Source organism: Pseudomonas sp. Con_6 (assembly GCF_059379395.1).
In genome coordinates this window covers 565,741-592,579 of sequence record NZ_CM182011.1, presented here as the reverse complement: position 1 = coordinate 592,579, position 26,839 = coordinate 565,741, and the positions used below count along the sequence as shown (strand labels likewise).

The following is a 26,839-nucleotide window of genomic DNA, read 5'->3' as shown; positions in this document are numbered from 1 at the left end:
CGGGCGTAGGCGGTTGTAACCGAGCCTGAATATAAAGAGGGGAGGCCAGGACTGTTGGAAAACAGCCTGCAGCCTCCCTGATCGTTTCTGGATAAAGCATGAGAATTTTGATAATCGGGCCCAGTTGGGTGGGCGACATGGTGATGGCGCAGACGCTGTTCCAGGTCCTGAAGCAGCGTCACGCCGACTGCGTGATCGACGTGCTGGCCCCCGAGTGGAGCCGGCCGATCCTCGAACGCATGCCCGAAGTGCGTCAGGCCTTGAGCTTCCCGCTCGGCCACGGCGTGCTCGACCTGGCCACGCGCCGGCGCATCGGCAAGTCCCTGGCCGGCCAGTATGACCAGGCGATCCTCCTGCCCAACTCGCTGAAGTCGGCGCTGGTGCCGTTCTTCGCCGGGATTCCCAAGCGCACCGGTTGGCGTGGCGAGTTCCGCTACGGCCTGCTCAACGACGTGCGGCGCCTGGACAAGGCGCGCTACCCGCTGATGATCGAGCGCTTCATGGCCCTCGCCTATCCCGCCGACGCCGACCTGCCGCAGCCCTACCCGCGCCCGAGCTTGCGCATCGAGGATGCCAGCCGTGCCGCCGCCCTGGCCAGGTTCGGCCTGGAGCTGGACCGTCCGGTCCTGGCCCTGTGCCCGGGTGCCGAGTTCGGCGAGGCGAAGAAATGGCCGTCGGAGCACTACGCGAAAATCGCCGAGCTGAAGGTCCGCGAAGGCTGGCAGGTGTGGCTGTTCGGCTCGAAGAACGACCATCCGGTTGGCGAGCAGATCCGTGACCGTCTGATCCCGGGCTTCCGTGAAGAATCGTACAACCTGGCCGGGGAAACCTCCCTGGCCGAGGCCATCGACCTGCTGTCCTGCGCCGATGCCGTGGTGTCCAACGACTCCGGCCTGATGCACGTCGCCGCAGCGCTGAACCGCCCGCTGGTGGCGGTCTACGGCTCTACCTCGCCGGGCTTCACCCCACCGCTGGCCGACCAGGTCGAAGTGGTGCGCCTGGGCCTGGACTGCAGCCCCTGCTTCGACCGCACCTGCCGTTTCGGCCACTACAACTGCCTGCGCCAGCTGGAGCCCGACGCCGTCGCGGCGGCGCTGCAGCGGCTCAACGGCCCGTCGCTGGTCGACATCAGTGCAGAGGTCGACTAAGTGCGGGTCCTGCTGATCAAGACGACGTCCCTGGGCGACGTGATCCACGCCCTGCCGGCGCTGACCGATGCCGCCCACGCCATTCCAGGCATCACGTTCGACTGGGTGGTGGAAGAAGGTTTCGCCGAGATTCCCACCTGGCACCCGGCGGTGGACCAGGTCATTCCCGTGGCGATCCGGCGCTGGCGCAAGAACCTCTGGCAGACCTTCAAGAATGGCGAATGGCGCCAGTTCAAGAAGCGCGTGCGCGAGCGCAAGTACGACCTGGTGATCGATGCCCAGGGCCTGGTCAAGAGTGCCTGGCTGACCCGCTATGTGAAAAACACGCCAGTGGCCGGCCTGGACCGTTACTCGGCCCGCGAAGGCTTCTCCAGCCGCTTCTATGACCGCCGCCTGTCGGTCGCCAAGGGCCAGCACGCGGTGGAACGCATCCGCCAGTTGTTCGCCCTGGCCCTGGGCTATGACATTCCCGAGGGCATCGGCGACTACGGCCTTGACCGCAGCCGCCTGGAGCAGATCGGCGTGGCGCCCTACGTGGTGTTCCTGCATGGCACCACCTGGGACACCAAGCACTGGCCCGAGCTGTACTGGCGCCAACTGGCCGAGCGCCTCGGCCGCGCCGGTCTGCATGTCTGCCTGCCCTGGGGCAACCCGGTGGAGAAGGCCCGCGCCGAACGCATCGCCCAGGGCTTGAAGAACGCCAAGGTACTACCCAAATTGAACCTGGCCGGGGTCGCCAAGGTGCTGGCGTCGGCCAAGGCCTGCGTGGCGGTGGATACCGGCCTCGGCCACCTGGCGGCGGCACTGGACGTGCCGACCCTCTCACTGTACGGGCCGACCAACCCGGGCCTCACCGGTGCCTACGGCAAGTCCCAGGTCCATGTGGCCAGCGACTTCCCTTGCGCGCCCTGCCTGCGCAAGAAGTGCACCTACAAGCCGAGCGTCGAGGAACTGCGCCGGTTCGATCTCAAACGTGAGTGGCCGCTGTGCTTCACTCGCCTGAATCCCGAACGTGTGGCACGCCAGTTGGGCGAGCTGCTGCGGGCCGAGGATGTTCGTTGATGCAACTGGCTTTCGTGCTCTACAAGTATTTCCCCTTCGGTGGCCTGCAGCGTGACTTCATGCGCATCGCCCTGGAGTGCCAGCGCCGTGGGCACCAGATCCGCGTCTACACCCTGATCTGGGAAGGCGACGTGCCGCCCGGCTTCGAGGTGTTGGTGGCGCCGGTCAAGGCGCTGTTCAACCATCGGCGCAACGAGAAACTCAGCGCCTGGATGGAGGCGGACCTGGCCAAGCGTCCGGTGGACCGCCTGATCGGCTTCAACAAGATGCCCGGCCTGGACGTCTACTACGCTGCCGACGGCTGCTTCGAAGACAAGGCACAGACCCTGCGCGGCGGCCTGTACCGACGCTGGGGCCGCTACCGGCACTTCGCCGAGTACGAGCGCGCGGTGTTCGCCCGCGATGCGCGTACCGAGATCCTGATGATTTCCGAGGTGCAGCAACCGCTGTTCATCAAGCACTACGGCACCCAGGAAGAACGCTTCCACCTGCTGCCGCCGGGCATTTCCCAAGACCGCCGGGCCCCGGCCAACTCCGCCGAGATCCGCGCCGATTTCCGTCGCGAATTCAACCTGGGCGACGACGACCTGTTGCTGGTGCAGATCGGTTCCGGATTCAAGACCAAGGGCACCGATCGCAGCCTCAAGGCCCTCGCCGCCCTGCCCGCGGCACTGCGCAAGCGCACACGACTGATGGTCATCGGCCAGGACGACCCCAAGGTATTCCAGTTGCAGAGCACTGCGCTGGGCCTGGGTGACCAGGTGCAGTTCCTCAAGGGTCGCAGCGATATCCCGCGTTTCCTGCTCGGCGCCGACGTGCTGATCCACCCGGCCTACAACGAGAACACCGGCACCGTCCTGCTGGAGGCGCTGGTCGCCGGCCTGCCGGTGCTGGTCACTGCGGTGTGCGGATACGCCCACTACATCGCCGAGGCCGACAGTGGCCTGGTACTCGACGAGCCGTTCGAACAGGACCAGCTCAACAGCTACCTGCAACGCATGCTCGAAGACCCGGCAGCCCGCGCCAGCTGGGGCCAGAACGGCCTGGCCTTCGCCGAGACCGCCGACCTGTACAGCATGCCCGAGCATGCCGCTGACGTGATTCTCGGGGAGCGCCCATGAAGCTGATCCTGGCAGAACCCTTCAAGCGCCTGTGGGCCGGCCGCGACCCGTTCGATGCGGTCGAGGCCCTGCAAGGCGAGGTCTACCGTGAACTGGAAGGCCGTCGCACCCTGCGCACCGAAGTCGACGGCGAAGGCTTCTTCGTCAAGATCCACCGCGGCATCGGCTGGGGCGAGATCTTCAAGAACCTGTTCAGCGCCAAGCTGCCGGTGCTTGGCGCCGGCCAGGAATGGACGGCCATCCAGCGCCTGCACGAAGTCGGCGTGCCGACCATGACCGCGGTGGCCTTCGGCGAGCGCGGCAGCAACCCGGCGACCCAGCATTCGTTCATCGTCACCGAGGAACTGGCGCCCACCATCAGCCTGGAAGACTTCAGCATCGACTGGGTCCGCCAGCCGCCGGAGCCACGGCTCAAACGCGCGCTGATCGCCGAGGTGGCGAAGATGACCGGCGGCATGCACCGCGCCGGGGTCAACCACCGCGACTGCTACATTTGCCACTTCCTGCTGCACACCGACAAGCCAGTGACGGCGGATGATTTCCGCCTGTCGGTCATTGACCTGCACCGCGCCCAGACCCGTGACAAGATCTCCCGGCGCTGGCGCGACAAGGACCTGGCCGCCCTGTATTTCTCGGCCCTGGACATCGGCCTGACCCGGCGCGACAAGCTGCGCTTCCTGCGCGGCTACTTCCAGCAGCCGCTGCGTCAGGTCCTCGCGGAACACGCCAGCCTGCTGCACTGGCTGGACGGCAAGGCGCAAAAGCTCTACGAGCGCAAGCAACGGTACGGGGACGCGCTCTGATGGCGGGATGGACACTGGAGCCGAAGTACGCGGCCCTGGCAAAGGATTTCGGTAGTATCGACGCGGTATTCGCCCTGCAGGGCGAGCGACTGACCCGCGACCCGCTGAGCGAGGTGGTACGCGTCGAACGTGACGGCATCAACTACTACGTAAAGCGCTACACCGGTGCCGGCAAGCACTTGCGCCGCTACCTGGGTCGGCCGCGGATCAAGGCCGAATGGCAGAACCTCAAGCAGTTCGCCAAATGGCAGATTCCTACTGCCGAGGTGGTGGCCTGCGGCCTGGAACGCAACGGCCTGAGCTTCGGTCGCGGCGCCATGATCACCCGCGAGCTGCCGCGCACCGAAGACCTGTCGGTACTGGCCGAGCGCAACGATCCGCGCCTCAAGGATCGCCAGTGGGTCGATCACCTCAGCCGTCAACTGGCTCGCCACACGCGGATCATGCATGACCACCACTTCACCCATAACGACCTGAAGTGGCGCAACCTGCTGGTGGACGACGCCGGCACGCTATTCTTCATCGACTGCCCCACCGGCGACTTCTGGTGGGGTTTCATGCTGCGCTATCGCATCACCAAAGATCTGGCGTGCCTGGACAAAGTGGCCAAGTATCACCTGTCAGCCACCCAGCGCCTGCGCTTCTACCTGCAATACCGCAATCGGGTCCGCCTGAATGCCGCGGACAAGAAGCGCATCCGCCATATCGTGAAGTTTTTCGAGGGACGTGAATGAGTGATTTTGTGGCCAGTGCCGACACGGCGCTGCTCGAACGCCATGGGCTGAACGGCTTCGAGCAGCTCTGGGCACTGCAACTGGACGCGGTGGACGAGCCCAATACCGGCCGTGGCGGCTGGAGCAGCGTGTTCCGCCTGGAGCTCGAAGGCAAGGGCTACTACCTCAAGCGCCAGAGCAATTACCTGACCCACACCCTGCACCGGCCGTTCGGCGAGCCGACCTTCGCCCGCGAGTTCCGCAATATCAGCCGCTACCAGAAGCTGCGTATCCCGGCGCTGCAAGCCGTGTACTACGGCGAGCGCAAGGTCGACGGCCAGCGTCGGGCGATTCTGATGACCCGTGCCCTGGACGACTGGAGTGACCTGGACAGCCTGCTCGGGCAATGGCCACAACTGCCGCTGGCGCAACGCCAGGGCATCCTGCGCGCCTGCGGGCAACTCGCGCGGACCCTGCACGGCGCCGGTCAGGTGCATGGCTGCTTCTATCCCAAGCACATCTTCCTTCGCGAGCGCGGCGACGGTTGGCAGGCGCAACTGATCGATCTGGAAAAGACCCGCCCGCTGCTGTTCGGCCAACGCGACCGGGTCAAGGACCTCGAACCCTTGCTGCGCCGTGCGCCGAACTGGACCGAGGCGGAAGTTCGCCTGCTGCTCGCCACCTACCTTGACCAGCCGGCGGACAGCACGCTGGTCAATGCCTGGCTCCAGCGCCTGCTGAACCGCCGCCGCCACAAGGAAACCCGCTGATGCGTTTGTCCGAACTCAAGGATGCCGGGCGTACCCCGGCGCTGCCATTGAGCGTCACCCTCGCCGATGCCGCCGGCAGCGCCGACCTGCAACTGCTCAGCCTGCTGCGGGTGCTGCCTGGGCAACGCTATGTGGGTGCCGGGGTCTGGCGCGGCAAGCCGGTGCTGGCCAAATTGCTGGTCGGCAGCAGCGCCGCGCGGCACTTCCAGCGCGAGCTGGCCGGCGTGCGCCTGCTGGCCGACAGCGGCGTGACCACGCCGCAATTGCTGGCCGATGGCCTGAAAGAAGGTGAAGGCGGCTGGCTGCTGTTCGAATTCCTCGAAGGCTCCACCAGCCTGGGCGATGCCTGGGCCGAAGTCGAAGGCCACGCGCCGCTAAGCGACGAGCAGAGCCTGGTGCTCGGCGAAGCCCTCGCGGCAGTGGCCCAGTTGCACGCCAAGGGCCTGTGGCAGGACGACCTGCACCTGGACAACCTGCTGCGCCACGACGGTCGGCTGTTCGTCATCGACGGTGGCGGGATCAAGGCTGAAACCCCGGGCCAGCCACTGTCGCGCCAGCAGGTGCTGCAGAACCTCGGCGTGCTCTTCGCCCAGTTGCCCAAGCGCCTGGAGCCATTCATCGAGGAACTGTTGGTGCACTACCTGCTGGCCAACAGCGAGCACGCGCTGCCGCTGGAAGCCTTGCAGAAGCAGATCGACAAGGTCCGCCACTGGCGTATGAAGGACTATCTGGACAAGGCCGGCCGTGACTGCACGCTGTTCAGCGTCGAGCGCGGAGCCTCAGGCCTGAAGGCGATCCCCCGCAGCGAAGTGGCGGCGATGCAGCCGGTGCTGGACAACGCTGACGCGCTGATCGATGCCGGCCACCTGTACAAGACCGGCGGTGCCGCCAGCGTGGCGCGGGTCGAGTTCCAGGGCCGGCCGCTGGTGATCAAGCGCTACAACATCAAGGACACTGCCCACTGGTTCAAGCGCTTCTGGCGCCCGAGCCGGGCCTGGCATTCGTGGATCGAAGGGCATCGCCTGGCGTTTCTCGGCTTCGCCACGCCCAAGCCGCTGGCGGTACTGGAGACGCGCTGGCTGGGGTTGCGCGGTAAAGCGTACCTGGTGACCGAGCTGCTCGACGGGCCGGACCTGATGGCTGCGTTTACGCCCTATGTGGAAAGCGGCGAGGTGCCTGAAGAACAACTGACGGCGTTGCAGCAACTGCTGGCGCAGTTGATCCGCGAGCGCATCAGCCACGGTGATCTGAAGGCCTACAACCTGTTCTGGCAGGACGGGCAATGGGCGTTGATCGATCTGGATGCCATGAGCCAGCACGCGACGCAGTTAAGCTTCGCTGCGGCATTCGCCAAGGACCGGGCGCGGTTGCTCCGGAACTGGCCGGTGGAGAGTGCGTTGTACAAGCGGCTGGATGAGTGCCTGCCAAAGCTCTCGGATTGAGGCCAGACCAGACCACCAAAGAATAAGGGGCCGAAACCGGCCCCTTATTCATTTCCGCTTACGCCGCACTGAACGTCTTGTGCGGGTCGATCACGAATTTCTTCGGCACACCGGCATCGAACTCGCCGTAGCCTTCCGGCGCCTGGTCGAGGCTGATCACCTGCACCCCGACGATCTCGGCGATGTTGATGCGGTCCCACATGATCGCCTGCATCAGCGCGCGGTTGTATTTCATCACCGGGGTCTGGCCGGTGTGGAAGCTGTGGGACTTGGCCCAGCCCAGGCCGAAGCGGATGCTCAGGGCACCGATCTTCGCCGCAGCATCCACCGCCCCCGGATCTTCGGTCACGTACAGGCCCGGAATACCGATCTTGCCGGCGACACGGGTCACCTGCATCAGCGAGTTGAGCACGGTGGCCGGAGCCTCGTGCTTGGCGCCTTCATGACCATGGCCACGAGCCTCGAAGCCGACGGCATCCACTGCGCAATCCACTTCCGGCTCGCCGAGGATGTCGATGATCTGCTCATGCAGCGGGGCGTCCTTGGACAGATCGACCACTTCGAAGCCCTGGGCCTTGGCATGAGCCAGACGCAGCGGATTGAGGTCGCCGACGATCACGCAGGCGGCGCCCAGCAGGCGGGCCGAAGCGGCAGCAGCCAGGCCGACAGGGCCTGCACCGGCGACATACACGGTGCTGCCCGGACCAACGCCGGCAGTCACCGCGCCGTGGTAGCCGGTCGGCAGGATGTCGGACAGGCAGGTCAGGTCGCGGATCTTCTCCATGGCCTTGTCGCGGTCCGGCAGTTTCAGCAGGTTGAAATCGGCGTACGGCACCAGCACGTACTCGGCCTGGCCGCCGGTCCAGTCGCCCATGTCGACATAGCCGTAGGCACCACCGGCACGGGCCGGGTTGACGGTCAGGCAGACGCCGGTGTGCATTTCCTTGCAGGAGCGGCAGCGGCCACAGGCGACGTTGAACGGTACGGAAACCAGGTCGCCGATCTTCAGGTTCTCGACGTCACTGCCCTTCTCGATCACCTCGCCGGTGATTTCATGGCCCAGGACCAGCCCGGTCTGGGCGGTGGTGCGGCCGCGGACCATGTGCTGGTCGGAGCCGCAGATGTTGGTGGAGACCACCTTGAGGATGACGCCATGCTCGATCTTGCGACCGCGCGGGTCCTGCATCTTCGGATAGTCGATCTTCTGCACCTCGACTTTTCCGGCGCCGAGATACACCACTCCACGATTGCCAGACATGCTCTTACCTCGCTTGACTTGTAGTTATGCAGCGTTGGTTGAAGCGCCGCCGTCCATGGGCGGCCAGTGTTACTGGATGGGGGAATTGTGGGCCGGTCGGGCGTGAATGCAGGCACTGGTTGCGACAGTGGTTTATCTATCGGCGGCAGTCCCGTGGAGGTATCCAGAATGCATTCGCGAGCAAGCTCGCTCCCACAGGGTTACCTGCCAGGCCACAAAAACGGGCCCGGCAAAGAAACCTTGTGGGAGCGAGCTTGCTCGCGAAGGACCGCGAAGCGGTCCCAGGAGGACTTAGAGAACGACGGTGCGATTGGCGTTGAGGAAAACCCGTCGCTCGATGTGATAACCCACAGCCCGCGCCAGGGTCAGGCACTCGATATCCCGCCCCTTGGCAATCAAATCCTCGGGATAGTGGCTGTGATCCACCACCTCGACGCCCTGGGCAATGATCGGGCCTTCATCCAGGTCGTTGTTGATGTAGTGCGCGGTGGCACCCACCATCTTCACGCCCTTGTTGTAGGCCTGGTGATACGGCTTGGCGCCCTTGAACCCAGGCAGCAGCGAGTGGTGGATGTTGATCGCCCAGCCATCCAGGCGTCGGCACAGCTCCGGCGACAGCACCTGCATGTAGCGGGCAAGGATCACCAGCTCGGCGCCGGACTCCTCGATCACCTGCAGAACCTTGCGCTCCTGCCCGGGCTTGTCGTGGGGATCCAGCGGGAAGTGGTGATACGGAATATGGTGCCACTCGGCCAGGGGACGCAGGTCCGGGTGGTTGGAGACCACCGCCACCACATCCATGCCAAGCTGGCCGATGCGCTGGCGGTAGAGCAGGTCGTTGAGGCAGTGATCGGCCTTGGAGACCATGATCACCACCTTCGGCCGATGGTTCGGCGCCACCAGCTCGAAGAGCATGCCGAACGCCTCGCCGCGCTCGGCGAGACCGGCGCGAAAGGCGCTTTCGTCGAAGCCATCCGGCTGGCGGAACTCGACGCGGATGAAGAAGCGCCCGGACAGCCGGTCATCGAACGAATGGTGTTCGGTGACGTAGCAGCGCTGCTCGTAGAGGAAGCGGGTGACCACGTCCACGGTGCCGAGCATGCTCGGGCAGTCGGCGGTGAGGATCCAGGTGTCCGGGGCACGACTCATGGCAATACTCCTCAGGCTTCGATGGCCAGGCCGTATTCGGCGGAAGCGTCCTGCAGCCACAGCCACCAGTAGTCGGAGAAGCTGCGGCGGATCAGCAGTTCCCAGGTTTCCTCGCCGGTGCGGCGGATCACCAGTTGCGACTTGGCGAATACGGTACCGACCGCCTTGCCCACCGGGAAGTTGTTGGGGTGCACGTCGTAGCTGGTGGACTTCATCAGCACTTCGCGCACTTTCGGACCGCTCAATTCCAGCAGGGTCTGGCCGCCGCTGACGTTGACGATCTGGATGTGCTGGCCTTGCAGCGCATCGCGCAGGGCGTTTTCCACGGCCAGTTCCTGGCCACCTGGAACGATCAGCAGCCACTCATCGGGGCCGAGCCATTGCAGCGACATGTCGCCGTTGGCAACCACGGTCAGGGCCACTGGCAGTTCCAGGCCGATGGCCTTGAACACGCCGCCGGCGAAGGCCGGGTCATGGGCGTCGCCGCGGATGGTCAGGTGACCGAGGAATTTCTTCTCGCGCAGGGTCACCCCGGCGTTCTTGCGCCCCTTGCCGACCAGGCTGGGCAGGTCGGCGTGGTGCAGCGGCGATTCGGCCTTGGCGTTGCCGCTCGGGCGTTGTTCGTAGACGTTGATGGCGCTCATCTTTTTATACCTGCCTTGAATTCTGTTGGACCTGTGTCGCTCTCGAGGGCCTCATCGCTGGCAAGCCAGCTCCCACAGGTACTGCATGCACCGGATCCTGTGGGGGCTGGCTTGCCAGCGATGAGGCCGTCACAGCCCCCACAGGTCGCCCGTCAAACGTTCTGCCGCTCACCTTTCGGATCGAAGAACACCGAAGAACAGATCTCCGCCTCGATCACGCTGCCGTCGGCCTGTGGCGAGTAGACACGCTCGCCCATGCGTTTCAGGCCACCCTTGACCACACCCATGGCGAAGGAATAACCCAGCGAGTTGGCCGCGTAGCTGGAGGTGACGTGGCCGACCATGTCCATCGGGATCGGCTGCTTCGGATCGAACACCAACTGCGCACCTTCCGGCAGCCATTTGGTCGGGTCGACCGGCTTCAGGCCCACCAGTTGCTTGCGGTTCTCACGCACGCAGTCCTCGCGGTTCATGCCACGCAGGCCGATCCAGGAGTACGGTTTGTTGCGGCCGACGCACCAGCTCATGTTCAAGTCGTCCGGGGTCATCGAGCCGTCGGTGTCCTGGCCGACGATGATGAAGCCCTTCTCGGCCCGCAGCACGTGCATGGTCTCGGTGCCATACGGGGTCAGGTTGTACTTCTTGCCGGCCTCGACGATCTTCTCCAGCACACCCATGGCGTAGTTGGCCTGGATGTTGACCTCGTAGGACAGCTCGCCGGTGAAGGAAATCCGGAACACTCGGGCCGGCACGCCGCCCACCAGACCTTCCTTCCAGCTCATGAACGGGAAGGCGTCCTTGTCCAGGTCGATGTCGCTGACTTCGCTGAGCAGCTTGCGGCTGTTCGGGCCGGACAGGGTCAGCGTCGCGTAATGGTCGGTGACCGAGGTGAAGTACACCTTCAGGTCCGGCCATTCGGTCTGCTGGTAGATCTCCAGCCACTGCAGCACACGGGCCGCGCCGCCGGTAGTGGTGGTCATGATGAAGTGGTTGTCGCCGATGCAGGCGGTCACGCCGTCGTCGAAGACCATGCCGTCTTCCTTGCACATCAGGCCGTAGCGGGCCTTGCCCACGTCAAGCTTGGTCCAGGCGTTGGTGTAGATGCGGTTGAGGAACTCGCGGGCATCCGGGCCCTGGATGTCGATCTTGCCCAGGGTCGAAGCGTCGAGCAGGCCCACGCTGTCGCGCACGGCCTTGCATTCACGGGCCACGGCGGCGTGGATGTCCTCACCGGCGCGGGGGAAGTACCACGGCCGTTTCCACTGGCCGACGTCTTCGAATTCGGCACCGTTCTTCACGTGCCAGGCATGCAGCGCGGTGAAGCGCACTGGCTCGAACAGGTGGCCGCAGTGACGCCCGGCGACCGCGCCGAAGGTGATCGGCGTGTAGTTCGGGCGGAACATGGTGGTGCCCATTTCCGGGATGGTGATACCCATGGAGCGGGCAGCGATGGCCAGGCCGTTGATGTTGCCCAGCTTGCCCTGGTCGGTACCGAAGCCCAGCGCGGTGTAGCGCTTGACGTGCTCGACCGACTCGAAGCCTTCGCGGGTTGCCAGTTCGATGGCAGCGGCAGTGACGTCGTTCTGCTGGTCGACGAATTGCTTCGGCGCACGGGCAGTGCTCTTGTCATGCGGGACCTGGAACAGCGCCAGAGTGGCTTCTTCCTGGCGTGCCAGGGCTTTTGGCAGGCTGACCGAGCCCGCCTTGAAGCCGGCTTCGGTGGCTGCGCGGGCGCCGCCTTCAACGCCGTCGGCCAGGCTCTCGGCCAGGCCGAACACACCGTTGATGCCACCGACGCACACGCGTTTCTGCGGTGCATCGCCCGGTACGAAGCCGAGGATGTCTTCGCGCCAGACCGGCTTGCCGCCCAGGTGCGAAGCCAGGTGGACCACCGGGCTGTAGCCACCGGAGCTCCCGATCAGGTCGCATTCCAGCCACTCGCCAGGGCTGGTGACCTTGTGTGCCTTGACGTCGATCGCGGCGACACGGGCGCCGGTGACGCGCTTGCTGCCACGGGCCTCGACCACCGAGCTGGAAGTCAGGATGCGGATGCCCTTGGCGCGGGCTTCTTCCACCAGCGAACCACGAGGGTTGTGGCGGGCGTCGGCGATGGCCACGACCTGCAGGCCGGCGTCGTGCCAGTCGAGGGCGACGCGGTAGGCGTGGTCGTTGTTGGTCGCCAGCACCAGCTTGCGGCCCGGGGCCACGCCGTAGCGGCGGATGTACACGGAGATGGCACCGGCCAGCATGTTGCCCGGCACGTCGTTGTTGGCGTAGACCAGCGGACGCTCGTGGGCGCCGGTGGCCAGGACCACGCGCTTGGCGCGGACGCGGTGCATGCGCTGGCGCACCTGGCCCATCGGCGCGCGGTCGCCAAGGTGGTCGGTGAGGCGCTCGTGGATGGTCAGGAAGTTGTGGTCGTGATAGCCGTTGACCGTGGAGCGTGGCAGCAGGGTCACTTCCGGCAGGCCGCGCAGTTCGGCCAGGGTTGCCGAAACCCACTCGGTGGCCGGCTTGCCGTCGAGGCTTTCACGGCTGTCCAGCAGGCTGCCGCCGAACTCTTCCTGTTCGTCGGCGAGGATCACCCGCGCGCCGCTACGGGCAGCAGCGAGGGCAGCGGCGAGACCGGCAGGGCCGCCGCCGACCACCAGCACGTCGCAGTGCTGGTTCATGTAGTCGTAGGTGTCCGGATCGTTCTGCAGCGGCGCACGGCCCAGGCCAGCAGCCTTGCGGATGTACTTCTCGTAGGTCATCCAGAACGACTGCGGGTACATGAACGTCTTGTAGTAGAAGCCCGGCGGCATCATCTTGCCGCCGACCTTGCCGATGATGCCCATGACGTCGTTGTTCACGCTCGGCCAGCCGTTGGTGCTGGTGGCGACCAGGCCGGAGTACAGCGCCTGCTGGGTAGCCCGCACGTTGGGGATCTGGGTGGCTTCGCTGGCACCGATCTGCAGGATCGCGTTCGGCTCTTCGGCACCGGCGGCGATGATCCCGCGAGGACGCGAGTACTTGAAGCTGCGACCGATGATGTCGACGCCGTTGGCCAGCAGCGCGGCGGCCAGGGTGTCACCGGCGTAGCCCTGGTAGGTCTGGCCGTTGAAGGTGAAGTTCAAGACTTTGCTGCGGTCGATGCGACCGCCGCTGGAGAGGCGATAAACCTGGCTCATACCTTTTCTCCCTGGCCGTTGGCGACCAACTGCGGGGCGCTGCTCTTGCCGGTGACTTGTGGCTTGCTGCCGATCTTGTAGGTTTCCAGGATCTCGTAGGTCACGGTGTCACGGGTCGCGTTGAAGTACTGGCGGCAGCCAGCGGCGTGGATCCACAGCTCGTGGTGCAGGCCGCGCGGGTTGTCGCGGAAGAACATGTAGTCGCCCCACTCCTCGTCGGTGCAGGCGTTGGGGTCCAGCGGCCGCGGGATGTGGGCCTGGCCGGACGAATGGAATTCTTCCTCGGACCGCAGTTCGCCGCAGTGTGGACAGAAGATGTGCAACATGATGGTTTCTCCTGTTAGTGGGCGACGGCGGCTGCGCCGTGTTCGTCGATCAGGGCGCCGTTGTGGAAACGGTCGATGGAAAACGGTTTGGCCAGCGGGTGCATCTCGCCTTTGGCCAGGCTGGCGGCGAAGACGTTGCCCGAGCCCGGGGTGGCCTTGAAGCCGCCGGTACCCCAGCCGCAGTTGAAGAACATGTTCTTCACCGGGGTCTTGGAGATGATCGGGCAGGCATCCGGGCTGGTGTCGACGATGCCGCCCCACTGGCGGTTCATACGCACGCGGGAGAGGATCGGGAACATTTCCACGATGGCCTGCAGGGTGTGCTCGATCACCGGGTACGAGCCGCGCTGGCCGTAGCCGACCCAGCCGTCGATACCGGCGCCGATCACCAGGTCGCCCTTGTCGGACTGGCTGATGTAGCCGTGCACGGCGTTGGACATGATCACGCTGTCGATGATCGGCTTGATCGGTTCGGACACCAGCGCCTGCAGCGGGTGGGATTCGAGCGGCAGGCGGAAGCCGGCGAGGCGCGCCATGTGCCCGGAGTTACCGGCGGTGACCACACCGACGCGCTTGGCGCCGATGAAGCCCTTGTTGGTTTCCACGCCGATCACGGTGTTGTTTTCCTTGCGGAAGCCGATCACCTCGGTCTGCTGGATCAGGTCGACGCCCAGGGCATCGGCGGCACGGGCAAAGCCCCAGGCCACGGCATCGTGACGGGCGACGCCGCCACGGCGCTGCACGGTGGCGCCGATGATCGGATAGCGGGTGTTCTTCGAGCAGTCCAGGTACGGGATCTCCTCGGCCACCTGCTTGGCATTGAGCAGCTCGCCGTCCACGCCGTTGAGGCGGTTGGCATTGACCCGGCGCTCGGAGTCACGCATGTCCTGCAGGGTGTGGCACAGGTTGTAGACCCCACGCTGGGAGAACATCACGTTGTAGTTGATGTCCTGGGACAGGCCTTCCCAGAGTTTCATGGCGTGCTCGTAGAGGTGCGCCGACTCATCCCACAGGTAATTGGAACGCACGATGGTGGTGTTGCGAGCGGTGTTGCCGCCGCCCAGCCAGCCTTTCTCGATCACGGCGACGTTGGTGATGCCGTGCTCTTTGGCCAGGTAGTAGGCGGTTGCCAGGCCGTGGCCGCCACCGCCGACGATGACGACGTCGTAGACCTTCTTCGGCGTCGGCGTGCGCCACATGCGCTGCCAGTTCTCGTGGTGGCTGAGGGAGTGCTTGAAAAGGCCGAAGCCCGAATAACGTTGCATGGTCTATTGCTCCACTCAGCGGTAAACCGGGAAGTCCGCACACAGTGCCGACACGTTGCGCGCCACATCGGCTTCCACATCGGCGTCGCCGAGGTTGTCGAGGATGTCGCAGATCCAGCCAGCCAGTGCCACGCACTGGGCGACCTTGAAGCCACGGGTGGTGACGGCCGGGGTGCCGATGCGCAGGCCCGAGGTCACGAATGGCGACTGCGGGTCGTTCGGTACGGCGTTCTTGTTGACGGTGATATGGGCGCGGCCCAGGGCGGCATCAGCGTCCTTGCCGGTCAGGCCCTGACGGATCAGGCTGACCAGGAACAGGTGGTTGTCGGTACCGCCGGACACTACATCGTAGCCACGATCGATGAACACGCCAGCCATGGCCTGGGCGTTCTCGATGACTTGCTGCTGATAAGCCTTGAAGCCAGGTTCCAGGGCTTCCTTGAAGCACACGGCCTTGGCCGCGATCACGTGCATCAACGGGCCGCCCTGGGCGCCGGGGAAGACGGCGGCGTTGAGTTTCTTTTCGATCTCTTCGTTGGCCTTGGCCAGGATCAGGCCGCCACGGGGACCGCGCAGGGTCTTGTGGGTGGTGGTGGTGACCACGTCGGCGTACGGCAGCGGATTGGGGTACAGGCCGGCGGCGACCAGGCCGGCAACGTGGGCCATGTCGACGAACAGCAGGGCACCGACCTTGTCGGCGATCTGGCGGAAGCGCGGGAAGTCCAGGGTCTTGGAGTAGGCGGAGAAGCCGGCGACGATCATCTTCGGCTTGTGCTCGACGGCCAGGCGCTCGACTTCGTCGTAGTCGATCAGGCCGGTATTGGTGTCGATGCCGTACTGCACGGCGTTGTACAGCTTGCCCGAGGACGACACCTTGGCGCCGTGGGTCAGGTGGCCGCCGTGGGCCAGACTCATGCCCAGGATCGTGTCGCCGGCTTGCAGCAGAGCCAGGTAGACCGCGCCGTTGGCCGAGGAGCCGGAGTGCGGCTGGACGTTGGCGTAGTCGGCACCGAACAGTTGCTTGGCACGCTCGATGGCCAGTGCCTCGACCTTGTCGACGTGCTCGCAACCGCCGTAGTAGCGCTTGCCCGGATAGCCTTCGGCGTACTTGTTGGTGAGGCCGCTGCCCTGGGCCTGCATGACGCGCTTGCTGGTGTAGTTTTCCGAGGCGATCAGTTCGATGTGATCTTCCTGACGTTGCTCTTCGGCATTCATGGCCGCCAGCAGTGCATCGTCATAACCCTGGATCTGGTCTTGCTTGCTGAACATCGCATTTCTCCCGGCAGCGGTGAGTCTCTTATTGAGTGGAACCCGTGACATTGACGGGTGTCCTTTGCAGCGATGGTATGGCCGGGCGTGTGCGCTCAGATGCCTGCGCACGCCACGCAAAGGTGCGTTTACGACATTGTTTTGTCTTGTTTGCGATAGTCGGGGGGGTGCTGGCCTTCCGGGCCTCATCGCGGGTGAACCCGCTCCCACACAAATCCCTGTGGGAGCGGGCTCACCCGCGATGAGGCCGCTGAAAACGACACAAAAAACAGGTTGTATAGGCAACCTCGCAAGCCATGCATTAGAGTGCTCTCCTGCCTTGCTAACAGGACCCGAGCCATGACAGAACAAAGCCAGCAATTTGCCAGCGACAACTATTCCGGTATCTGCCCGGAAGCCTGGGCCGCCATGGAAAAGGCCAACCAGGGCCACGAGCGCGCCTACGGCGACGACCAGTGGACAGCCCGCGCCGCCGACCATTTCCGCCGGTTGTTCGAGACCGACTGCGAAGTGTTCTTCGCCTTCAACGGCACCGCGGCCAACTCCCTGGCCCTGTCCTCCCTGTGCCAGAGCTACCACAGCGTGATCTGTTCGGAGACCGCCCACGTCGAGACGGACGAATGCGGCGCCCCGGAGTTCTTCTCCAACGGCTCGAAACTGCTGACCGCGCGCAGCGAGAACGGCAAGCTGACCCCGGACTCGATCCGCGAAGTGGCGCTCAAGCGCCAGGACATCCACTACCCCAAGCCGCGGGTGGTGACCATCACCCAGGCCACCGAGGTCGGCAGCGTCTACCGCCCCGACGAGCTCAAGGCGATCAGCGCCACCTGCAAGGAACTGGGCCTGAACCTGCACATGGACGGCGCGCGTTTCACCAACGCCTGCGCCTTCCTTGGCTGCTCACCCGCAGAACTGACCTGGAAGGCCGGGATCGACGTGCTGTGCTTCGGCGGCACCAAGAACGGCATGGCCGTGGGTGAAGCGATCCTGTTCTTCAACCGCAAGCTGGCGGAGGACTTCGACTACCGCTGCAAGCAGGCCGGGCAACTGGCCTCGAAGATGCGCTTCCTGTCGGCGCCGTGGGTGGGGCTGCTGGAAAGCGGCGCCTGGCTGCGGCATGGCGCCCATGCCAACCATTGCGCGCAGCTGTTGAGCGGACTGGTGGCAGATGTGCCGGGGGTGGAACTGATGTTCCCGGTGGAGGCCAATGGCGTGTTCCTGCAGATGCCGGAAGCGGCGCTGGAGAAACTGCGCAATAAAGGCTGGCGGTTCTATACCTTCATTGGCAGCGGTGGGGCGCGGTTCATGTGCTCGTGGGATACCGAGGAGGCTCGGGTACGGGAGCTGGCGGCGGATATCCGGGCCGTAATGGGCGCCTGAGGGCCTCATCGCAGGCTAACGCCAGCTCCCACAGGTACCGCGCCGCTCTTGCGATCAGTGCAGAACCTGTGGGAGCTGGCGAAGCCTGCGATAGCGATCTAGAGCCGGAACCCACCCATCTGCCGCGCCAGGTCATCAGCCAGGCGCTGCAACGCCTCACAATCCGCCCGACACCCCTGCACCTCGGCCGCCGTCGCCCGCGCCAGGTCGGAAATCCCCTGGACATTGCGGTTGATCTCCTCGGTCACCGCCGACTGTTCCTCCGTCGCCGTCGCCACCTGCAGGTTCATGTCGCTGATGCGTTCCACCTGACCGGTGATGGTGCCCAGCGAATCCCCGGTACGCTGGCTCGACTCAACCCCGGTCCCGGTCGCTACCTGGCCGGCATGCATCGACTCCACCGCCGTCCCGGTGCCCTGCTTCAGACGCTGGATCATCTGCTGGATCTCGCCCGTCGATACCTGCGTGCGCTGCGCCAGGGTCCTTACCTCATCCGCCACAACGGCAAAGCCACGCCCCATCTCTCCGGCCCGCGCCGCCTCGATTGCAGCGTTCAGCGCCAGCAAGTTGGTCTGCTCGGAAATACTGCGGATCACCGCCAGCACCTGGTCAATCGACGCGACTTCCTCAGCCAGTTGGCTGACAGCCTCCGCCGCCGTCCCTATCTCGCCGGACATGCCTTCGATATGCGCAATCGAGCGCTGTACCACCTGGCGCGCCTCCAGCGCCTCGTCCCGCGCGCTCTGCGAGGCCTGCGCCGCTTCGCCGGCATTGCGTGCGATGTCCTGCACGGTCAGGCCCATTTCGTGCACCGCCGTGGCGACCATCTCGGTCATTTCCTGCTGCTTGCCCGAACGCTCGGCGGTACTCACCACGACATGGATCACCTGCCCCACGGCCGTGCGCAGTTGCTCACTGGTGCTCAGCACCTCACCGATCAGCTTGCGCTGGCTGTCGAGGAAGCGGTTGAAGCCCTTGGCCAGATCGCCCAACTCGTCGCGGCGGGTGTCGTCCAAACGGTGACTGAGGTCACCACCACCGTCGCCGATGGCCACCAGCGCAGCAGTCACCTGGCGGATCGGCCGCACGATGCCCCGCGCCAGCAGCACTACCAGCAACAGCGAGACCAGGGCCACCGCGCCGCCGATCAGGCTGGTCAGCCACACCGTCTCGCGCACCTCGGCATAGATCTGCGACTCCGGCACCTCAGCCACCAGGTGCCAGTTCAGACCGCGCAACGGCAGGCTAAGGGCGAGGTAGGATTCACCCTCGCGCTCGAAGCGGCTGCTGCTCAGGCCATCATGGTCGGCCAGCACCGCCTGCGCCGCCGTATCGCCTATCTGCTCGGCCAACTGCCGCTTGCCGCCGAATTCATTCTGCGGATGCACCTGGATCAGGCCATCACCACGCACCAGCATCACCCGCCCACGCTCGCCGAAGCTGAAGTTGTGGATCAACTCGGACATCTCGGTCATGCGCAGGCCCAGACCGGCGATACCCACCAGCTTGCCATCCTTCTCCACTCGGTAATCGATGAACAGCGCCAACTCGCCGGTGCTGCCGTCGATATCGATGTTGAGCATGCGATTGTCGCCACTATCGATGAAACCGTAGAACCATTTGTCCTTCGGATTGCTCCGGCTCAGGGTCCGGTCCAGGCCCTTCTCGTTGTAGTAATGGTTGCTCACGGTGGAAGCGAACAACGCGGTGAACGCTTTGTTCTGCTCCTTCAGCACCTGCAAGTACTCGACGAACGCCGGCGCCTGCTCCGGATTCTCGCCGGCCGCCAGCCAGTCGCGCAGCAAGGTGTTGTGGGCGATGTCGGCGGCCGCAGTAAGCGGCCGGCCGAGCATGCGCTCGATGTCGTTACGAATCGCCTCAATGCTTGCCGGCAAGGCCGTCTTGACCAGGTAACGTTCGGTCAGGCGGTTGACCGCCACGGTGTAGATGACCACCACGATCAGAATGCTCGCCAACAGGGCAGCGCCCATGCTTGCGATCAATTGCCACTGGATACTGCGCCGCCAGAAGTGCATGGGGTTCCCTCGGAGAAATAAGACCTGTACTGCAAATGACAGGCCAATTGTATACAACACAGGTATACGATATTTCCAGAGGCGCGCGACAATATCCCCAGTAACAGCAGGGAAAAAGCGAATTTCAAGGAAGGGACGGGTCTGGGGGAGTCGGAAAGTCGGCTCCCACAGAGGGCGGATCAACTGTTGTCGATGGCCTTTGAAATGGCGTCGACCGTGGCGCTGACTTGCTCTTGATAACGGTCGAGGGCCTGCTGGTGCAGCTGCTGCTGTTCGATCTGCCGCGAGCACAGGTTGAGTGCCGCGAGGACCAGCAACTTGTCACCGATCAGCGAAGGGTAGTTGCGCTTGGTATCGGCCAGGGACGCCTTGAGCATCCGCACGGCTTCGGCAAGTACCGGCTCCTGGCCCGCCGGGGCCTTGATCGAGTAGTCGTTGCCCAGGATCGAGACGACGTTGATCGTCTGCGCGGTCTGGCTCATGCGCTGACGGTGCCGCTGGCGCGTTCAATCAGGGCCTGAATGCGCGCGTTGGTAGCGCCGTATTTTTCTTCCTGTTCCATCAGGCTCAGTTGCAGGCTTTCGTTCTCGTCCTTGGCCTGGGCCAGCTCGGCGTCCAGTTGTGCATTGCGTTCGGCCAGGTGCTGGTTTTTCTCCAGCAGTTCGCCGACCAGTTGTTCCAGTTGATTCAGGGTGTTGTCGAGCATGATGACTTCTCTCGGAGGGGGACGTTACGGGGGCGCACACGATAAAGAAAACGCAGCGCAGCCGCCAGAGATATCGGGGCCAGAGCCCCGCGTTGGTGCACATTGACCTGATCTGGGTCATCCGGTTCCTGCCTCCGGTCGGAGAGACGCTGCAACGGTGATGAATTTTGTCGGACAAACCCTCAAGTCCGGTCGGCCAATACCGATAGTCATGAGAGCAGACTCTCTCCAGGCGCATGGATCGCGTCCCCTAAGATTTGGATCCGACCCATGTCCCTACGCAATATGAATATCGCCCCGCGTGCGCTGCTGGGGTTTGCGCTGATCGGCGCGCTGATGCTGGCTCTGGGCGTCTTCGCCCTGACCCAGATGAGCAAGATTCGCCAGGCCGGCGAAGACATCGAGCAGGTCACCGTGCCGAGTATCAAGGCTCTCGACCAGCTCAACCTTCTCACTTTGCGCCTGCGCACCCTGTCCTACCGGTTGATGATCAACCGCGAGGCGGACCTGATGCAGAACACCATGACCCAGTTCAGCGATCGCAACGCGCAGATCGATGCCGCCCGCAAGATCTACGAGCCACTGATTGCCAGCGACGAGGAGCACGCCGTCTACAACCAGTACGTGCAGTTCCTCGGTCAGTACCGCCAACTGGAAACGCGCCTGGTCCAGCTCTCCCAGGCCAATGACCTGCCGGCAATCCGCGACATGATCAACCGTGAGCTGCTGCAAAGCATGGAGCAGGTCACGACAACCCTGGACAAGCTGGTGAAGATCAACACCGAGCAGACCCGTGACATCAACCTGGCCGCTGCCGGCCAGTACTCCACCGCCTTCACCCTGGTCATCGTCCTGCTGGTCGCCGCCACCCTCCTGACCTTCCTCTGCGCCATCGTGCTGACCCGCAGCATCGTCAAGCCAATCGACGAAGTGCTGAGCGTGGCCGAACAGATTGCCGTAGGCAACCTGACCCACAGCCTCCGCCCCGAGGGCCGCGACGAAGCCGCGCGCCTGCAACAGGCCATGGCCAAGATGCAGGAGCAGTTGCGTGACACCCTGCAGCAGATCTCCGGTTCCGCCACCCAGCTGGCTTCGGCTGCCGAGGAACTGAACAGCGTCACCGAGGAGAGCGCCCGCGGCCTGCAGCAGCAGAACAACGAAATCGAGCAGGCAGCAACCGCCGTCACCGAAATGACCAGCGCCGTCGAGGAAGTGGCCCGCAACGCGGTCAGCACCTCCGAGGCCTCGGCCGAGGCCACCCGCTCTGCCACCGACGGTCGCGACCTGGTCATGGAGACCGTCAGCGCCATCGAACGCATGAGCAATGACGTGCAGAGCACCTCGGTACTGGTCGGCAACCTGGCCGAGCAATCCCGCGATATCGGCAAGGTGCTGGACGTGATCCGCGGCCTGGCCGACCAGACCAACCTGCTGGCCCTCAACGCGGCCATCGAGGCGGCCCGTGCCGGTGAGGCCGGTCGCGGGTTCGCCGTGGTCGCTGACGAAGTGCGGGCGCTGGCGCACCGAACCCAGCAATCCACTTCGGAAATCGAGCGCATGGTCAGCAGCATCCAGGGCGGTACCGAGCAGGCGGTCAGCTCGATGCGCAACAGCACCGAGCGTGCCGAGTCGACCCTGAGCATCGCCCGTGGCGCCGGCAGCGCGCTGGATACCATCACCGGCGCGGTGGCGCAGATCAACGAGCGCAACCTGGTGATCGCCAGCGCCGCCGAGGAACAGGCCCAGGTGGCGCGGGAAGTGGACCGCAACCTGGTGAACATCAACGACCTGTCGGTGCAGTCGGCGACCGGTGCGCACCAGACCAGCGCGGCGAGTGCCGAGCTGTCGCGGCTGGCGGTGGACCTGAATAGCCTGGTGGGGCGGTTCAAGGTCTGATATTCGCTTTGCCTGTCACGGCCTCATCGCTGGCAAGCCAGCTCCCACATCGCCGGACCTGTGGGAGCTGGCTTGCCAGCGATAGGGCCATAAATATCGACAGTGATATCAGGAATTCACCACACAATCCGGCATCCCTAAAGCCCCACCTACACCCCCACAAAACCAATTCCTACAAATCCTGCCAAAAATCCCAGGAATCCCCTGATTCCCCGGTAATCCTCCTCCTTTCCCCCTGCACGTTTTGAATCATTTCCCTCCAGTAAAGCGCCCCGGCATCCCCTACCCTCGCGCCCTCGAAATCCCCTTGAGGCCGCCATGTCCGCCCCGCCCCGTCAAAGCGCCGCCTTCTGGTTCACCAGCACCTTCCTCCCCGCGCCCCTGGCCATCGGCTTCCTCGGTCCGCTGCAAGGCCTGACCCTGGGGCAATCGCTGCTGGCGATCATCCCGGCCGTGCTGCTGGGCAGCCTCGTTCCCTACCGCCGCACCACCAGCGGCATCCTGTTGCTCCCGGTCGCCCTGGTCCTGCACGCGCTACACCTGGAGATCCTCTCGCGTATCACCCACCACTTGCTGCCGGGACAGGCGCTGAACTGGCAACTCCTGGCCCTGATGCTCGCCGCGCTGCTGGCATTCATCGGCCCGCGCCTGCTCTATCGCGCCCAGGCCTGGCTGGCGCTGCCACTGATCCTGGCCTTCGCCCTGCTCACCCTCGGCGCGCTGCTGATGCTGGAAGTGGATACCGCGCAGCGTCAACCCGGCTTCAGCTGGTCAGCGTTCGGCCTGCTGGCAAGCATGGCGGCGCTCTGGCAGATCAGCCTGACGCCCATGGCCAGCAAGGGCACGCCGCATTACCTCGGCCTGGCCCTGCCGGCACTCTGGCTGATGTCACTGGGGGCGCTGATGGCCTCGGCCATCCCGGCGGTGGACAGTGTGGTGAGCCTGCGCCTGGTCGGTGAGCGCACGCTGCCGGGGCTGGGCAGCGTGGCGGTGCTGCTCCTGGCGCTGGCCATGGTCGGTGCCATGGCGGTGCACGGCCATGCGCAGTTCGTGGCCTTTTCCGCGAACCCCTGGAAAACGAAAGCCCGCGTGCTGCTGCTCGCGGGCTTTCTGTCGTTGCTGGTGCTGTGGAATCCCCTGCAGTTCTCGCTGTACTGAGCCTCAGTACTCGATGCGCACATCCCCCTTCGGCACGCTGCAGCACGACAGGATGTAGCCCTCGGCCACGTCCTCGTCGGTGATCCCGCCGTTGTGCTCCATCTCCACTTCGCCGCCCAGCTTGAGCACCTTGCAGGTACCGCAGATCCCCATGCCGCAGGCCTTGGGAATCATCAGGCCGACCTTCGCCGCCGCTGCATGCACCGTCTCGCCGGGAGCGATGCGGCTGCTCTTGCCGGTGGCGGTGAACTCCACCAGGTGCATGTCGCTGACGGTGATTTCCTCGGCCGCTTCCGCCGCCTGCTCGGCATGCTCCACCGCATCGGCCTTGGCTTCCGGCGGCGTCGCGCCGAACGATTCTTCGTGGTAGCGGCTCATGTCGTAGCCGGCGCCTTCCAGCAGGCGCTTGACCGCAGTCATGTAGGGCGTCGGACCGCAGCAGAAAATCTCGCGCTCCATGAAATCCGGCGCCATCAGTTCCAGCAGCTTGTGGTTCAGGTAGCCGCGATAGCCGGCCCAAGGCTCGCCCAGGCCATGCTTCTCGCAAATGATGTGCAGGCTGAAGTTGGGAATCCGCGAGGCCATGTGTTCCAGCTCGCGGTGGTAGATGATGTCCTTCGGCGAGCGCGCGCTATGCACGAAGACCATGTCCACGTTGCCGTTGGTGTCGTAGAACCAGCGCGCCATGGACATCACCGGGGTGATGCCGACGCCGCCGCTGAGGTACAGCACTTTCGAGCTGGGGAAGTCCATGGCGTTGAACAGCCCGACCGGCCCGTGCACCGCCAGTTCCTGGCCTTCGTGCAGGGTGTCGTGCAGGTAGTTGGAGACCTTGCCGCCCGGTACGCGCTTGATGGTGACGGAGAAGCTGTAGGGCACCGACGGCGAGCTGGAGATGGTGTACGAACGCATCACCGGCTGGCCTTCGATCTCCAGTTCCAGGGTGACGAACTGGCCCGGCTTGAAGAAGAACATGATCGGCTGGTCGGCCATGAAGCAGAAGGTGCGCACGTCCCAGGTTTCCTGGATGACCTTGACGCAGCGCACGATGTGGCGACCGTTGGCCCAGGTCTGGGTGGTTACCGGATTCAGAAAGGGATTGGACATTGTTATTCGCTCCACGGCCAACGACGGCTTGATGGTCACGATAATGCTCGGGGAACGAGCGCCTCACTTACCCATTCACGACATCGGCGTGCTTATCGCGACCAGCCCCTGACGGCAAGGGCTGGCGCGTCGGAAACGGATTCGATCATGTCGCCCATGGATATGGTTCGCGTCGCCGGCAATCGCACACTCCGTCGCAAATGATCCTGCAGAAATGCCTTGCGTCGCATAACAACGATTAGCCACTTTCGCCGGCCGCCAAAGGCCATGAGGACACACACGATGGACGTCACCACCACCCTGAGCCTGGGCGACCCGCTGGAACCCGCACGCAAGGCTACCGCCGAGATGCTGCAGAACCGCGAGCGCACCTTCTCCCTGCCGCAGCCCTTCTATACCGATGAACGCGTGTTCCAGATCGACATGGAAGAAATCTTCCACAAGGAATGGCTGATCGCCGGCATGACCTGCGAGATCCCGGCCAAGGGCAACTTCCTCACCCTGGAGATCGGCAAGAACCCGATCATGGTGGTGCGCGGTGCCGAAGGCCAGGTGCATGCCTTTCACAACGTCTGCCGTCACCGCGGCTCGCGCCTGTGCACCAGCGACAAGGGCAAGGTGGCCAAGCTGGTTTGTCCGTACCACCAGTGGACCTATGAGCTGGACGGTCGCCTGCTCTTCGCCGGCACCGAGATGGGCGCCGACTTCGACATGAAGGAGTACGGCCTCAAGCCGGTGCACTGCAAGGTCGCCGGCGGCTACATTTTCATCAGCCTGGCGCAGAACCCGCCGGCCATCGACGAGTTCCTCGCCACCCTGGCGCACTACATGGAACCGTACGACATGGAGAACACCAAGGTCGCGGTGCAGACCACCCTGATGGAAAAGGCCAACTGGAAGCTGGTCCTGGAGAACAACCGCGAGTGCTACCACTGCAGCGGTTCTCACCCGGAACTGCTCAACACCTTGCTGGAGTGGGACGACACCAACGACCCGCGTGCCACCCAGTCGTTCAAGGACCACGTGGCCGCCTCCGCCGCCGCCTGGGAAGCCGAGAAGATCCCGTACCTGCACAAGAGCCATGGCCTGCGTAACCGCATCGTGCGCATGCCGCTGCTCAAGGGCACCGTGTCCATGACCATGGACGGCAAGCAGGCCTGCTCCAAGCTCATGGGTCGCATCCAGAACCCCGACCTCGGCTCGATGCGCATCCTGCACCTGCCGCACTCGTGGAACCACTGCATGGGCGACCACATGATCGTCTTCACCGTGTGGCCGATCAGCGCCCAGGAAACCAAGGTCACCACCAAGTGGCTGGTGCGCAAGGACGCCGTCGAAGGCGTCGACTACGACCCGCAGCGCATGCGTGAGGTGTGGGACGCCACCAACGACCAGGACCGTCGCCTGGCCGAAGAGAACCAGCGCGGCATCAACTCCACTGCCTACCAGCCGGGGCCGTACTCCAAGACCTACGAGTTCGGCGTGGTCAACTTCATCGACTGGTACAGCCAGCGGGTGCTGAACAACCTGGGGGCGGAGCCGGCGCCTTATCTGAAGGATGTTTCGGCGCAGTAACAGATACCCTTGCTTACCGGAACCCGGCTTTGACGCCGGGTTCCGGTATTTCCAGCAACGTTGTTGCAGAAACTGCTCGCTCGCCTCTAAGCCTGCCACCAAGGCCCGAACATCTCATCACGGTGCTGGCGCAGTCTCCTATCCGTAGCGTTCAGGATGACTGCATGTTTCAGCGGCTTACGCAGTGATGTATAGCGCATCTCGAGAAAGGCCTCCGTTTCGCGGATCGAGGAAACCTCCGGTTCTTTTATTTTTCCAGCGCTGGTCCACAACCTGCTTTTCGTCGCATGGGGGAATGGTGGTGCTGCCGGTGGATCACTCCACCCTTTTGCGCGACTCATGAGGTTAGCCAGACGAGGCGAGGGGGCTTGAGAAAGTCCGGAGGGTGGCGCTGTCCGGGTCAGTTTCCGCAGGATGGGTGAAGGCAGGATTCCCTGTATTGATTGAGCGCTGGAGATCGCTCTGGGCATCATTACAGGCTGATTCACCACTCTCAAAGAACTCTGGCTCGCCAGCATCCTGAATACTGTGCCTCCCGAGTTACGCCATAGCTCCTGTGATTTCTGCAATAAACTTCTCAGAGATAAAACGAAAACGGGGGCTTTGCCACTTGGATCCAGCTGATTTAACGGGTCACCCAAACAATACGCATACCCATTGATCCCCCCCTCATCGAACGGACTCAACCGGTCTGCACTGTGAAAACACTGCAACACCGGGCTATAAAGCCGGTGCCCGGCCCCCAGGGCGTAATTCCCCAACAACGGCTCAAGACGCTCGCCGTTGAAGGCCAGGCTTGATCGCGCCAGGTGATTGGCAATGCGGGTTGCGCTCATGCTGT

The 26,839-nt window shown here is 64.2% G+C and carries 23 protein-coding genes and 2 pseudogenes; 12 read left to right on the top strand and 13 right to left on the bottom strand.

What is annotated here, in order from left to right:
- The first annotated feature begins 98 nt into the window (after positions 1 to 98).
- From waaF to AC5QPF_RS02650, 7 genes are read left to right on the top strand one after another with little or no spacing between them, the layout of a single operon-like run.
- Positions 99 to 1,148: a lipopolysaccharide heptosyltransferase II gene (waaF, locus tag AC5QPF_RS02680; protein WP_494961907.1), complete on the top strand. Its 1,050-nt coding sequence runs from the start codon at positions 99 to 101 to the stop codon at positions 1,146 to 1,148.
- Positions 1,149 to 2,210, top strand: a complete 1,062-nt coding sequence (waaC, locus tag AC5QPF_RS02675; protein WP_494961906.1) for a lipopolysaccharide heptosyltransferase I — start codon at positions 1,149 to 1,151, stop codon at positions 2,208 to 2,210. It begins immediately after the preceding gene.
- Positions 2,210 to 3,331 carry a glycosyltransferase gene (locus tag AC5QPF_RS02670; RefSeq protein WP_494961905.1) on the top strand — a complete coding sequence of 374 codons (1,122 nt, stop codon included), beginning with the start codon at positions 2,210 to 2,212 and terminating at the stop codon, positions 3,329 to 3,331. The genes waaC and AC5QPF_RS02670 overlap by 1 nt, the downstream gene beginning before the upstream one ends.
- On the top strand, positions 3,328 to 4,134 hold the full coding sequence (rfaP, locus tag AC5QPF_RS02665) for a lipopolysaccharide core heptose(I) kinase RfaP (protein ID WP_494961904.1): 807 nt from the start codon (positions 3,328 to 3,330) through the stop codon (positions 4,132 to 4,134). The genes AC5QPF_RS02670 and rfaP overlap by 4 nt, the downstream gene beginning before the upstream one ends.
- Positions 4,134 to 4,868 carry a lipopolysaccharide kinase InaA family protein gene (locus AC5QPF_RS02660; RefSeq protein WP_494961903.1) on the top strand — a complete coding sequence of 245 codons (735 nt, stop codon included), beginning with the start codon at positions 4,134 to 4,136 and terminating at the stop codon, positions 4,866 to 4,868. The genes rfaP and AC5QPF_RS02660 overlap by 1 nt, the downstream gene beginning before the upstream one ends.
- Positions 4,865 to 5,617: a lipopolysaccharide kinase InaA family protein gene (locus AC5QPF_RS02655; RefSeq protein WP_494961902.1), complete on the top strand. Its 753-nt coding sequence runs from the start codon at positions 4,865 to 4,867 to the stop codon at positions 5,615 to 5,617. The genes AC5QPF_RS02660 and AC5QPF_RS02655 overlap by 4 nt, the downstream gene beginning before the upstream one ends.
- The gene (locus AC5QPF_RS02650) at positions 5,617 to 7,059 is read left to right on the top strand and encodes a lipopolysaccharide kinase InaA family protein (RefSeq protein WP_494961901.1); all 1,443 of its coding nucleotides are present in this window, start codon (positions 5,617 to 5,619) and stop codon (positions 7,057 to 7,059) included. Before AC5QPF_RS02655 ends, AC5QPF_RS02650 begins: the two co-directional genes overlap by 1 nt.
- Before the next feature lie 58 nt (positions 7,060 to 7,117).
- On the opposite strand, the gene fdhA is transcribed toward AC5QPF_RS02650, so the two are convergent.
- From fdhA to AC5QPF_RS02615, 7 genes are all read right to left on the bottom strand, one after another.
- Complete coding sequence (fdhA, locus tag AC5QPF_RS02645; protein ID WP_042124075.1) at positions 7,118 to 8,317, bottom strand: formaldehyde dehydrogenase, glutathione-independent; 1,200 nt, start codon at positions 8,315 to 8,317, stop codon at positions 7,118 to 7,120.
- 291 nt (positions 8,318 to 8,608) lie between these two features.
- Positions 8,609 to 9,466, bottom strand: coding sequence for a formyltetrahydrofolate deformylase (gene purU, locus AC5QPF_RS02640; protein ID WP_494961900.1), 858 nt, complete (start codon positions 9,464 to 9,466; stop codon positions 8,609 to 8,611).
- An 11-nt stretch (positions 9,467 to 9,477) separates the two neighbouring features.
- On the bottom strand, positions 9,478 to 10,110 hold the full coding sequence (locus tag AC5QPF_RS02635) for a sarcosine oxidase subunit gamma family protein (protein WP_494961899.1): 633 nt from the start codon (positions 10,108 to 10,110) through the stop codon (positions 9,478 to 9,480).
- Between the two features lie 152 nt (positions 10,111 to 10,262).
- Positions 10,263 to 13,280 carry a sarcosine oxidase subunit alpha family protein gene (locus AC5QPF_RS02630; RefSeq protein ID WP_494961898.1) on the bottom strand — a complete coding sequence of 1,006 codons (3,018 nt, stop codon included), beginning with the start codon at positions 13,278 to 13,280 and terminating at the stop codon, positions 10,263 to 10,265.
- Positions 13,277 to 13,606 carry a sarcosine oxidase subunit delta family protein gene (locus tag AC5QPF_RS02625; protein ID WP_494961897.1) on the bottom strand — a complete coding sequence of 110 codons (330 nt, stop codon included), beginning with the start codon at positions 13,604 to 13,606 and terminating at the stop codon, positions 13,277 to 13,279. Before AC5QPF_RS02625 ends, AC5QPF_RS02630 begins: the two co-directional genes overlap by 4 nt.
- A gap of 14 nt (positions 13,607 to 13,620) precedes the next feature.
- Positions 13,621 to 14,871 carry a sarcosine oxidase subunit beta family protein gene (locus AC5QPF_RS02620; RefSeq protein WP_009404115.1) on the bottom strand — a complete coding sequence of 417 codons (1,251 nt, stop codon included), beginning with the start codon at positions 14,869 to 14,871 and terminating at the stop codon, positions 13,621 to 13,623.
- Between the two features lie 15 nt (positions 14,872 to 14,886).
- A complete protein-coding gene (locus AC5QPF_RS02615) occupies positions 14,887 to 16,140 on the bottom strand; it encodes a serine hydroxymethyltransferase (protein ID WP_009404114.1) in 1,254 nt (417 codons plus the stop codon).
- Between the two features lie 339 nt (positions 16,141 to 16,479).
- On the opposite strand from AC5QPF_RS02615, the gene AC5QPF_RS02610 reads away from it, so the two are divergent.
- Positions 16,480 to 17,520, top strand: a complete 1,041-nt coding sequence (locus AC5QPF_RS02610; RefSeq protein WP_494961896.1) for a beta-eliminating lyase-related protein — start codon at positions 16,480 to 16,482, stop codon at positions 17,518 to 17,520.
- A 98-nt stretch (positions 17,521 to 17,618) separates the two neighbouring features.
- Here AC5QPF_RS02610 and AC5QPF_RS02605 read toward each other — a convergent pair whose 3' ends face one another.
- The 4 genes and pseudogenes from AC5QPF_RS02605 to AC5QPF_RS02590 form a co-directional block, all read right to left on the bottom strand.
- Positions 17,619 to 18,323, bottom strand: a complete 705-nt coding sequence (locus AC5QPF_RS02605; protein WP_494964117.1) for a methyl-accepting chemotaxis protein — start codon at positions 18,321 to 18,323, stop codon at positions 17,619 to 17,621.
- Positions 18,324 to 18,530: 207 nt separating this feature from the next.
- Positions 18,531 to 19,373: pseudogene (locus tag AC5QPF_RS02600) on the bottom strand (cache domain-containing protein); the annotation flags it as partial.
- Positions 19,374 to 19,735: 362 nt separating this feature from the next.
- A complete protein-coding gene (locus AC5QPF_RS02595) occupies positions 19,736 to 20,038 on the bottom strand; it encodes a cell division protein ZapA (RefSeq protein ID WP_494961895.1) in 303 nt (100 codons plus the stop codon).
- Complete coding sequence (locus AC5QPF_RS02590) at positions 20,035 to 20,262, bottom strand: hypothetical protein (protein ID WP_494961894.1); 228 nt, start codon at positions 20,260 to 20,262, stop codon at positions 20,035 to 20,037. The genes AC5QPF_RS02595 and AC5QPF_RS02590 overlap by 4 nt, the downstream gene beginning before the upstream one ends.
- Positions 20,263 to 20,532: 270 nt before the next feature.
- Here AC5QPF_RS02590 and AC5QPF_RS02585 point away from each other — a divergent pair.
- From AC5QPF_RS02585 to AC5QPF_RS02575, 3 genes and pseudogenes are all read left to right on the top strand, one after another.
- Positions 20,533 to 21,255 (top strand): annotated as a pseudogene (locus AC5QPF_RS02585) (MCP four helix bundle domain-containing protein); the annotation flags it as partial.
- 30 nt (positions 21,256 to 21,285) lie between these two features.
- Positions 21,286 to 22,158, top strand: coding sequence for a methyl-accepting chemotaxis protein (locus tag AC5QPF_RS02580; RefSeq protein ID WP_494964116.1), 873 nt, complete (start codon positions 21,286 to 21,288; stop codon positions 22,156 to 22,158).
- A 318-nt stretch (positions 22,159 to 22,476) separates the two neighbouring features.
- Positions 22,477 to 23,316, top strand: coding sequence for a purine-cytosine permease family protein (locus AC5QPF_RS02575; protein ID WP_494961893.1), 840 nt, complete (start codon positions 22,477 to 22,479; stop codon positions 23,314 to 23,316).
- Between the two features lie 3 nt (positions 23,317 to 23,319).
- On the opposite strand, the gene gbcB is transcribed toward AC5QPF_RS02575, so the two are convergent.
- Complete coding sequence (gene gbcB / locus AC5QPF_RS02570) at positions 23,320 to 24,423, bottom strand: glycine betaine monooxygenase reductase subunit (protein ID WP_494961892.1); 1,104 nt, start codon at positions 24,421 to 24,423, stop codon at positions 23,320 to 23,322.
- Between the two features lie 282 nt (positions 24,424 to 24,705).
- Here gbcB and gbca point away from each other — a divergent pair, with 282 nt between their 5' ends.
- Positions 24,706 to 25,998 carry a glycine betaine monooxygenase oxygenase subunit gene (gbca, locus tag AC5QPF_RS02565; protein ID WP_494961891.1) on the top strand — a complete coding sequence of 431 codons (1,293 nt, stop codon included), beginning with the start codon at positions 24,706 to 24,708 and terminating at the stop codon, positions 25,996 to 25,998.
- A gap of 86 nt (positions 25,999 to 26,084) precedes the next feature.
- Here gbca and AC5QPF_RS02560 read toward each other — a convergent pair whose 3' ends face one another.
- Positions 26,085 to 26,834, bottom strand: coding sequence for an RHS repeat-associated core domain-containing protein (locus AC5QPF_RS02560; RefSeq protein WP_494961890.1), 750 nt, complete (start codon positions 26,832 to 26,834; stop codon positions 26,085 to 26,087).
- Between the last annotated feature and the right edge of the window lie 5 nt (positions 26,835 to 26,839).

Excerpts from the sequence above, each read along its gene's own strand:
- AC5QPF_RS02655 (WP_494961902.1), top strand. The coding sequence starts at position 4,865 with ATGAGTGATTTTGTGGCCAGTGCCGACACGGCGCTGCTCGAACGCCAT.
- waaF (WP_494961907.1), top strand. The coding sequence starts at position 99 with ATGAGAATTTTGATAATCGGGCCCAGTTGGGTGGGCGACATGGTGATG.
- AC5QPF_RS02615 (WP_009404114.1), bottom strand. The coding sequence starts at position 16,140 with ATGTTCAGCAAGCAAGACCAGATCCAGGGTTATGACGATGCACTGCTG.
- purU (WP_494961900.1), bottom strand. The coding sequence starts at position 9,466 with ATGAGTCGTGCCCCGGACACCTGGATCCTCACCGCCGACTGCCCGAGC.
- AC5QPF_RS02650 (WP_494961901.1), top strand. The coding sequence starts at position 5,617 with ATGCGTTTGTCCGAACTCAAGGATGCCGGGCGTACCCCGGCGCTGCCA.
- AC5QPF_RS02625 (WP_494961897.1), bottom strand. The coding sequence starts at position 13,606 with ATGTTGCACATCTTCTGTCCACACTGCGGCGAACTGCGGTCCGAGGAA.
- AC5QPF_RS02670 (WP_494961905.1), top strand. The coding sequence starts at position 2,210 with ATGCAACTGGCTTTCGTGCTCTACAAGTATTTCCCCTTCGGTGGCCTG.
- fdhA (WP_042124075.1), bottom strand. The coding sequence starts at position 8,317 with ATGTCTGGCAATCGTGGAGTGGTGTATCTCGGCGCCGGAAAAGTCGAG.
- AC5QPF_RS02595 (WP_494961895.1), bottom strand. The coding sequence starts at position 20,038 with ATGAGCCAGACCGCGCAGACGATCAACGTCGTCTCGATCCTGGGCAAC.
- AC5QPF_RS02575 (WP_494961893.1), top strand. The coding sequence starts at position 22,477 with ATGTCCGCCCCGCCCCGTCAAAGCGCCGCCTTCTGGTTCACCAGCACC.
- AC5QPF_RS02580 (WP_494964116.1), top strand. The coding sequence starts at position 21,286 with ATGGCCAAGATGCAGGAGCAGTTGCGTGACACCCTGCAGCAGATCTCC.
- AC5QPF_RS02635 (WP_494961899.1), bottom strand. The coding sequence starts at position 10,110 with ATGAGCGCCATCAACGTCTACGAACAACGCCCGAGCGGCAACGCCAAG.
- gbca (WP_494961891.1), top strand. The coding sequence starts at position 24,706 with ATGGACGTCACCACCACCCTGAGCCTGGGCGACCCGCTGGAACCCGCA.
- AC5QPF_RS02660 (WP_494961903.1), top strand. The coding sequence starts at position 4,134 with ATGGCGGGATGGACACTGGAGCCGAAGTACGCGGCCCTGGCAAAGGAT.
- rfaP (WP_494961904.1), top strand. The coding sequence starts at position 3,328 with ATGAAGCTGATCCTGGCAGAACCCTTCAAGCGCCTGTGGGCCGGCCGC.
- AC5QPF_RS02560 (WP_494961890.1), bottom strand. The coding sequence starts at position 26,834 with ATGAGCGCAACCCGCATTGCCAATCACCTGGCGCGATCAAGCCTGGCC.
- AC5QPF_RS02590 (WP_494961894.1), bottom strand. The coding sequence starts at position 20,262 with ATGCTCGACAACACCCTGAATCAACTGGAACAACTGGTCGGCGAACTG.
- AC5QPF_RS02620 (WP_009404115.1), bottom strand. The coding sequence starts at position 14,871 with ATGCAACGTTATTCGGGCTTCGGCCTTTTCAAGCACTCCCTCAGCCAC.
- AC5QPF_RS02630 (WP_494961898.1), bottom strand. The coding sequence starts at position 13,280 with ATGAGCCAGGTTTATCGCCTCTCCAGCGGCGGTCGCATCGACCGCAGC.
- gbcB (WP_494961892.1), bottom strand. The coding sequence starts at position 24,423 with ATGTCCAATCCCTTTCTGAATCCGGTAACCACCCAGACCTGGGCCAAC.
- AC5QPF_RS02605 (WP_494964117.1), bottom strand. The coding sequence starts at position 18,323 with ATGGGCCTGACCGTGCAGGACATCGCACGCAATGCCGGCGAAGCGGCG.
- AC5QPF_RS02610 (WP_494961896.1), top strand. The coding sequence starts at position 16,480 with ATGACAGAACAAAGCCAGCAATTTGCCAGCGACAACTATTCCGGTATC.